Here is a 6,007-nt window from a genome sequence, read left to right on the forward strand (position 1 = left end):
AGGTCACAGTTGAACTCCTCCGTGGGCGAGGTCCTCGCGCAGCTGCGCGAGCTCCTCGGGTGTCGCGTCGACCAACGGGGGGCGCACCGGGCCGGCCGGCAGGCCGAGCTCACGCAGTGCCGCCTTCACGGTGATCACGCCCTGAGTGCGGAACACACCGGTGTAGACCGGCAACAGGCTCTGGTTGACGGCGCGCGCGGTGACCAGGTCACCGGACTCGACCGCGGCGACCAGCTCCGCGAGACGCGAGCCGACCAGGTGGCTGACCACGCTGACCACCCCGACGGCCCCGACGGCCAGCAGCGGCAGGTTGAGCATGTCGTCACCGGAGTAGTAGACGAGGTCGGTGCGGGCGAGGGTCCACTGCACCGCGCCGAGGTCGCCCTTGGCGTCCTTGACCGCGACGATGTTCGGGTGCTCGGCGGCCCGGACCAGGGTGTCCACGGCGATCGGGACTCCCGAGCGGTGCGGGATGTCGTAGAGCATCGCCGGCAGGTCGGTGGCGTCGGCGACCGCGGTGAAGTGCCGGAGCAGCCCGGCCTGCGGCGGCTTGTTGTAGTACGGGGTGACGACGAGCAGCCCGTCGACGCCGAGCCGGGCAGCGGACTGCGCCTTCTCGATGGAGTGCGCGGTGTCGTTGGTGCCGACGCCGGCGATCACGGTGGCCCGGTCGCCCACGGCGTCGAGCACCGCCTCGAGCACCGCGTGCTGCTCGCTGTCGCTGACGGTGGGCGACTCCCCCGTCGTCCCGAAGACGACCAGGCCGTCGTTGGACTCGCGGTCGACGAGGTGGGCGGCGAGCTCCTGGGCGCCGGCGAGGTCGATGGTGCCGTCCTCGGCGAGCGGGGTGACCATCGCCGTGATCACGCGCCCGAAGGGCCGGGCGGGGTCGGTGGTCATGCCCGCGAATCTACCGGCCCGCGCCGACGCCGCCGTCGGACCGTCCGGCCGCCGCCCACTGCTGCGCGTGCTCGGCCAGCACGGCCGGCACCGGGCCGGTCGGCGGGGTGCCGCGCCGCCACGACGAGACGCGGAACCGGAGGCCGCCGGCCGACGTCACCCACCCGTTCGCCGGCGCCCGCGGGCCCCGCACCCAGGCGGGCCCCAGCGGCGGAGCCCAGGTGTCACCGGGCAGCTGCACGTCCACCTCGGTGACGACCACCTCCGCGGCGTGCGGCAGGAACGCCGCGTAGACCGTGCCGCCGCCGATCACCCACAGGTCGTCGTCGCGGGCGAGGACCTCCTCGACCGACCGGGCCACCGGGACCCCGGCGTCGGCCGGGTCGAGCGTGCTGCTCAGCAGGAGGTTGGTGCGCCCGGGCAGCGGCCGGGCGCGCGGGGGCAGCGACTCCCACGTCCGCCGCCCCATCACCACGGTGCCGCCCAGGGTCAGCGCCTTGAACAGCCGGAGGTCCTCCGGCAGGCGCCAGGGCAGGTCGCCGTCGGCACCGATGACCCCGTCGGTGGTCTGCGCCCACACCATCCGGACGGTGCGGCCCGCGCTCGACGACGCCACGGTCAGACGGCCACCGCGCCGCGGATCGCCGGGTGGTGCCGGTAGTCCAGCAGGTGCAGGTCCTCGTAGGTGTGGTCGAACAGCGACGGAGCCGGGTCGACGGTCAACCGCGGGAAGGGCAGCACCTCGCGGGAGAGCTGCTCGCGCACCTGCTCGACGTGGTTGGTGTAGACGTGGCAGTCGCCGCCGACCCAGATGAGGTCGCCGGGCTCGAGTCCGACCTGCTGGGCGACCAGCTGGGTGAGCAGGGCGTAGCTGGCGATGTTGAACGGCACCCCGAGGAACATGTCGGCGCTGCGCTGGTAGACCTGGCAGGACAGCCGACCGTCGGCGACCGCGAACTGGAACAGCGTGTGGCAGGGCGCCAGGGCCATCTCCGGCAGCGCGGCGACGTTCCACGCCGAGACCACCATCCGGCGCGAGTCCGGGTCGCTGCGCAGGGTGTCCAGCACCCCGGCGAGCTGGTCGACCGTGCCGCCGTCGGGGGTGGGCCAGGAGCGCCACTGGACGCCGTAGACCGGCCCCAGGCTGCCGTCCTCGGCGGCCCACTCGTCCCAGATGGAGACGCCGTGCTCCTGCAGCCAGCGGACGTTGCCCTCCCCTCGCAGGAACCACAGCAGCTCGTAGGCGACCGACCGGAAGTGCACCTTCTTGGTGGTGACCAGGGGGAAGCCGGCGGAGAGGTCGTAGCGCAGCCGCTCGCCGAACAGGCTCAGCGTGCCGGTGCCGGTGCGGTCGGACTTCGGCGTGCCGGTCTCCAGCACCCGGCGCAGCAGGTCCTCGTACTGGGTGTCGACGGCGGGGCCGGAGCCGGGGGCGTCGGAGCGGGAGGTGTCGAGCTGGGCGGCCTCGGCCATGGTCTCTTCCTTCTCTCGATCGTCGGTGCGCACTCAGCCCTCGGTGACGTAGGGGCTGGCCGCCACCTCGGTGCCGTCGGCCAGCGCGCTGACCCGGAAGTCACCGAACACGGAGGGGGCGACCCGCTGCAGCTCGCGCAGGCAGGCGACGGCGAGCTCGCGGATCGCCACGTCGGCGTGCTCGCTGGCGCGCATGGCGACGAAGTGCCGCCAGGCACGGTAGTTGCCGGTGACGACGATGCGCGTCTCGGTGGCGTTCGGGAGGACCGCACGGGCCGCCTGGCGGGCCTGCTTGCGGCGCAGGGTGGCGTTGGGGACGCCGGCGAACCGCTGCTCCAGCCCGTCGAGCAGCTCGGTGTAGGCGGCCAGCGCGGCGTCGGTGGCGGCCAGGAACCGCGCGTGCAGCTCGGGATCCTCGGCGATCACGGCCGGCTCGACGACGGCGGCGTCCCGCTCGGGCACGTACCGCTGGGAGAGCTGGCTGTAGGAGAAGTGCCGGTGCCGGACGAGCTCGTGGGTGAGCGACCGCGACAGCCCGGTCAGGTACATCGTCACGCTGGCGTGCTCGAGCACCGACAGGTGGCCGACCTCGAGGACGTGGCGCAGGAACCCGGCGTTGGTCGCCGTCGCGGGGTTCGGCTTGTCCCAGGACTGGTAGCAGGCGCGGCCGGCGAACTCCGCGAGGGCCTGACCGCCGTCGGCGTCGGTCTCCCAGGGGACGTCGTCCGGCGGGGTGAACCGGGTCTGGGCGATGACCTGCACCTGGAGCGGAGCGATCGCGGGCACCTGTCGAGGGTACGGGGGCGGCACCGCTCAGCCTGCCGACGCCCGGGCGGCGAGCGCGGGCCTCAGCGCCGGCGCGAGGTCCCCGGCGCCGGCCACCGTGACGTCGGCCAGCGCCAGCCAGCCGGCCATCAGCCGCAGCTCGGCGGCGAGCTCGGCCGCCACCGCACCGTGGTCGACGCCCGGCTCGGCGTGGGCGGCCTGCACCCGGAGCACACCTGCCTGGCGGTCGGCCTTGAGATCGACCCGGGCGACGAGCCGGTCGCCGAGGAGGAACGGCAGCACGTAGTAGCCGTGCACCCGCTTGTGCGCGGGGGTGTAGATCTCCAGCCGGTACCGGAAGCCGAAGACCCGCTCGACCCGGGGGCGTTCCCACACCAGCGAGTCGAACGGGCTGAGCAGCGCCCGCGCCCGGGTCCACCGCGGCCGGCGGGCCAGCGGGTCGACCCACGCCGGCCGCCCCCAGCCGACCACGTCGACCGGCTGCAGCTCCCCGGCGTCGGCGAGCTCGGCGATCGCCGTCCGGGCGTCGACCGGGGCCAGCCGGAAGTAGTCGCGCAGGTCGGTCTCGGTGGCGACACCGAGCGCGCGCGCAGCGGTGCGCACCAGCTCGCGGATGGCGTCGGCCCGGTCGGGGGTGGGTGTGTCGACGACTGCGGCGGGCAGGACCCGCTCGGTCAGGTCGTAGACCCTCTCGAAGGAGGCGGTGCGGGCGCGGGCGGTGAGCGCGCCGGTGAAGAACAGGTACTCCAGGGCGGCCTTGCCGGCGTGCCAGTTCCACATGCTCCCGGGGCGGTGCGGGCGCGCCTCCTGCAGCTGGCTCGCCCGCAGCGGCCCCTCCTCGCGCACCCGGTCCAGCAGGGCCGCCACGTACTCCGGCCGTTCGCGCTGCACCCGGGTCATCGAGCCCCAGGCCTCGCGGTCGGCGGCGTGCATGCGCCACCTCAGGCAGGGCTGCAGGCGCGCCGGCAGGAACGACGCCTCGTGCGCCCAGTACTCGAACAGGTCGTGCCGGCGGTTGGAGAAGGCGTCGAGGGCTGTGCGGTCGTAGGGACCCAGCCGGCTGAAGTAGGGCAGGTAGTGCGACCGGGACAGCACGTTGACCGAGTCGATCTGCACCACGGCCAGCCGCTCTGCGGTACGCCGGAGCTGACGGGTGCCGACCGCGCCGCTGGGACGTGGGTCGGCGAACCCCTGGGCGGCCAACGCCATCCGCCGGGCGAGGGCGGCGGGTAGCCGCTCGACAGCCGTGGTCACGCGCTCGATCCTGCCCTGGGGGTACGACGAGCGCGGGTCGGGCCGGACCCGCCGACGACCTAGGCTGCCGGAGTGCACCTGCCCCCGCTCCCTGGCCCGCGCGGTCGCGCGGAGGTGTCGGTGCGCCCGGCCGTGGCGGACGACGCAGCGGCGATCGCCCGGGTGCAGGTCGTCACCTGGCGCACCGCGTACCGCGAGGTGCTGCCCGACGAGGTGCTCGACGGGTGGGACGACGACGCGGCGGCGAGCACCTGGCGCCGGTCCGTGGACACCCCTCCGTCGCCGGCCCACCGGGTGTTCGTGGCCCAGGAACGGGAATCCGTCGTCGGGCTCGCCGCCTGCGCCCCCGCGGAGGACGATCCCGGCTCCGGTCTGCTCGAGATCGTGGCGCTGGCCGTGGAGCCTCGCTGGGGACGGCGGGGGCACGGCAGCCGCCTGCTGGCCGCGGTCGCCGACGCGGCCCGGACGCTGGGCGCGCCCGGTCTGGTGATGTGGCTGCCGGCGGCGGACACCGTCACCGCTCGCTTCCTGGCCGGCGCCGGGTGGGCACCCGACGGGTGGACCCGCATCCTGGACGCGGGCAGCGCGACGGTGCCCCAGGAGCGGTGGCACAGCTGGTTCGACGACGACACGCGACCGTGAGGAGCAGGGTGGGCTTCAGTGGCTTCCCCGACGAGGGGCTGGTCTTCTACGAGGGCCTGGAGGCGGACAACAGCCGGGCGTACTGGACGGCGCACCGCGCCGACTGGGAGGCCCACATCCGCGGCCCCGTGCAGGCGCTGGTCGACGAGCTCAGCGGTGAGTTCGGCACCCCGAAGCTGTTCCGCCCCTACCGCGACGTGCGCTTCAGCCACGACAAGACGCCGTACAAGACGCACCAGGGTGCGGTGCTGCACCCGGACGGAGCGGGCCTGGGCTCGGTGTACGTGCAGGTGTCCGCGGACGGGCTGCGGGTGGCCGGGGGCTGCTGGCGGCTGCAGCCCGATCAGCTGGAGCGCTTCCGGCGGGCCGTGGCCGACGACCTGCAGGGCCCCCGGCTGGTCGCCGAGGTGGAGCAGCTGCGTGCCGCAGGATTCGACATCGACGGCGACCGGCTGGTGCGGTGTCCCCGGGGGTGGCCGGCCGACCACCCCCGGATCGAGCTGCTCCGGCACAAGTCGCTGCACGGGTCCCGGCAGTGGGAACCCACTGAGTGGCTGCACACCGAGGCTGCGCTGGACCGGGTGCGCGACGCCTGGCGTGCGTTCGCCCCGTTGAACCGGTGGTTGGACGACAACGTCGGCGCGACGACGGCGCCTCCGGATCGTCGCCGTTGATCGACGTGGCGACGCCGCGCGCGTCCGGCGGTTCTTCCGTCACGTGACGCCGATCGGTGGGTGCCCGCCGTGCCCGGGAGCTTGGTGCCCCTCTCGGCGCCGCAGGCGGGCGGGGCTGTCCGCGTGGACTCCACCGCCGAGGCCGGGGCGGTGGCGTGTGGGCGGCTCGTGTGCCCACGGCCTGCGCTGTGCTCGCGGCGCGGACGCCGGCCCTCGCGTGGCCGGTGACCGTCCCCGCACAACGGTGCGGCCGGTGACCGTGCCCGCAGAACGGTGCG

At 74.6% G+C, this 6,007-nt stretch carries 7 protein-coding genes; 2 read left to right on the plus strand and 5 right to left on the minus strand.

The window, feature by feature from the left end; translation table 11 throughout:
- Positions 1 to 3: 3 nt before the first annotated feature.
- From dapA to ACI783_RS15295, 5 genes are read right to left on the minus strand one after another with little or no spacing between them, the layout of a single operon-like run.
- Positions 4 to 900, minus strand: coding sequence for a 4-hydroxy-tetrahydrodipicolinate synthase (gene dapA / locus ACI783_RS15275; protein WP_457141233.1), 897 nt, complete (start codon positions 898 to 900; stop codon positions 4 to 6).
- A gap of 10 nt (positions 901 to 910) precedes the next feature.
- Positions 911 to 1,516, minus strand: coding sequence for a dihydrofolate reductase (locus ACI783_RS15280; RefSeq protein ID WP_457141234.1), 606 nt, complete (start codon positions 1,514 to 1,516; stop codon positions 911 to 913).
- 2 nt (positions 1,517 to 1,518) lie between these two features.
- Positions 1,519 to 2,373 carry a thymidylate synthase gene (locus ACI783_RS15285; protein WP_457141235.1) on the minus strand — a complete coding sequence of 285 codons (855 nt, stop codon included), beginning with the start codon at positions 2,371 to 2,373 and terminating at the stop codon, positions 1,519 to 1,521.
- Positions 2,374 to 2,406: 33 nt separating this feature from the next.
- On the minus strand, positions 2,407 to 3,159 hold the full coding sequence (thyX, locus tag ACI783_RS15290) for an FAD-dependent thymidylate synthase (RefSeq protein ID WP_457141236.1): 753 nt from the start codon (positions 3,157 to 3,159) through the stop codon (positions 2,407 to 2,409).
- Between the two features lie 27 nt (positions 3,160 to 3,186).
- Positions 3,187 to 4,413: a winged helix-turn-helix domain-containing protein gene (locus ACI783_RS15295; RefSeq protein WP_457141237.1), complete on the minus strand. Its 1,227-nt coding sequence runs from the start codon at positions 4,411 to 4,413 to the stop codon at positions 3,187 to 3,189.
- Between the two features lie 72 nt (positions 4,414 to 4,485).
- Between ACI783_RS15295 and ACI783_RS15300 the strand changes: the two genes are divergently transcribed.
- Entirely contained in the window at positions 4,486 to 5,055 is a 570-nt protein-coding gene (locus ACI783_RS15300; protein WP_457141238.1) for an N-acetyltransferase family protein, read from the plus strand.
- Positions 5,056 to 5,063: 8 nt separating this feature from the next.
- Positions 5,064 to 5,729: a DUF2461 domain-containing protein gene (locus ACI783_RS15305; RefSeq protein WP_457141239.1), complete on the plus strand. Its 666-nt coding sequence runs from the start codon at positions 5,064 to 5,066 to the stop codon at positions 5,727 to 5,729.
- The last annotated feature ends 278 nt before the right edge of the window (positions 5,730 to 6,007 follow it).

The sequence above is a fragment of the Modestobacter sp. SYSU DS0511 genome (genome assembly GCF_054050755.1).

What these genes read in the sequence shown, in the direction of transcription:
- dapA (WP_457141233.1), bottom strand. Translation starts at nt 900, where the DNA reads ATGACCACCGACCCCGCCCGGCCCTTCGGGCGCGTGATCACGGCGATG.
- ACI783_RS15285 (WP_457141235.1), bottom strand. Translation starts at nt 2,373, where the DNA reads ATGGCCGAGGCCGCCCAGCTCGACACCTCCCGCTCCGACGCCCCCGGC.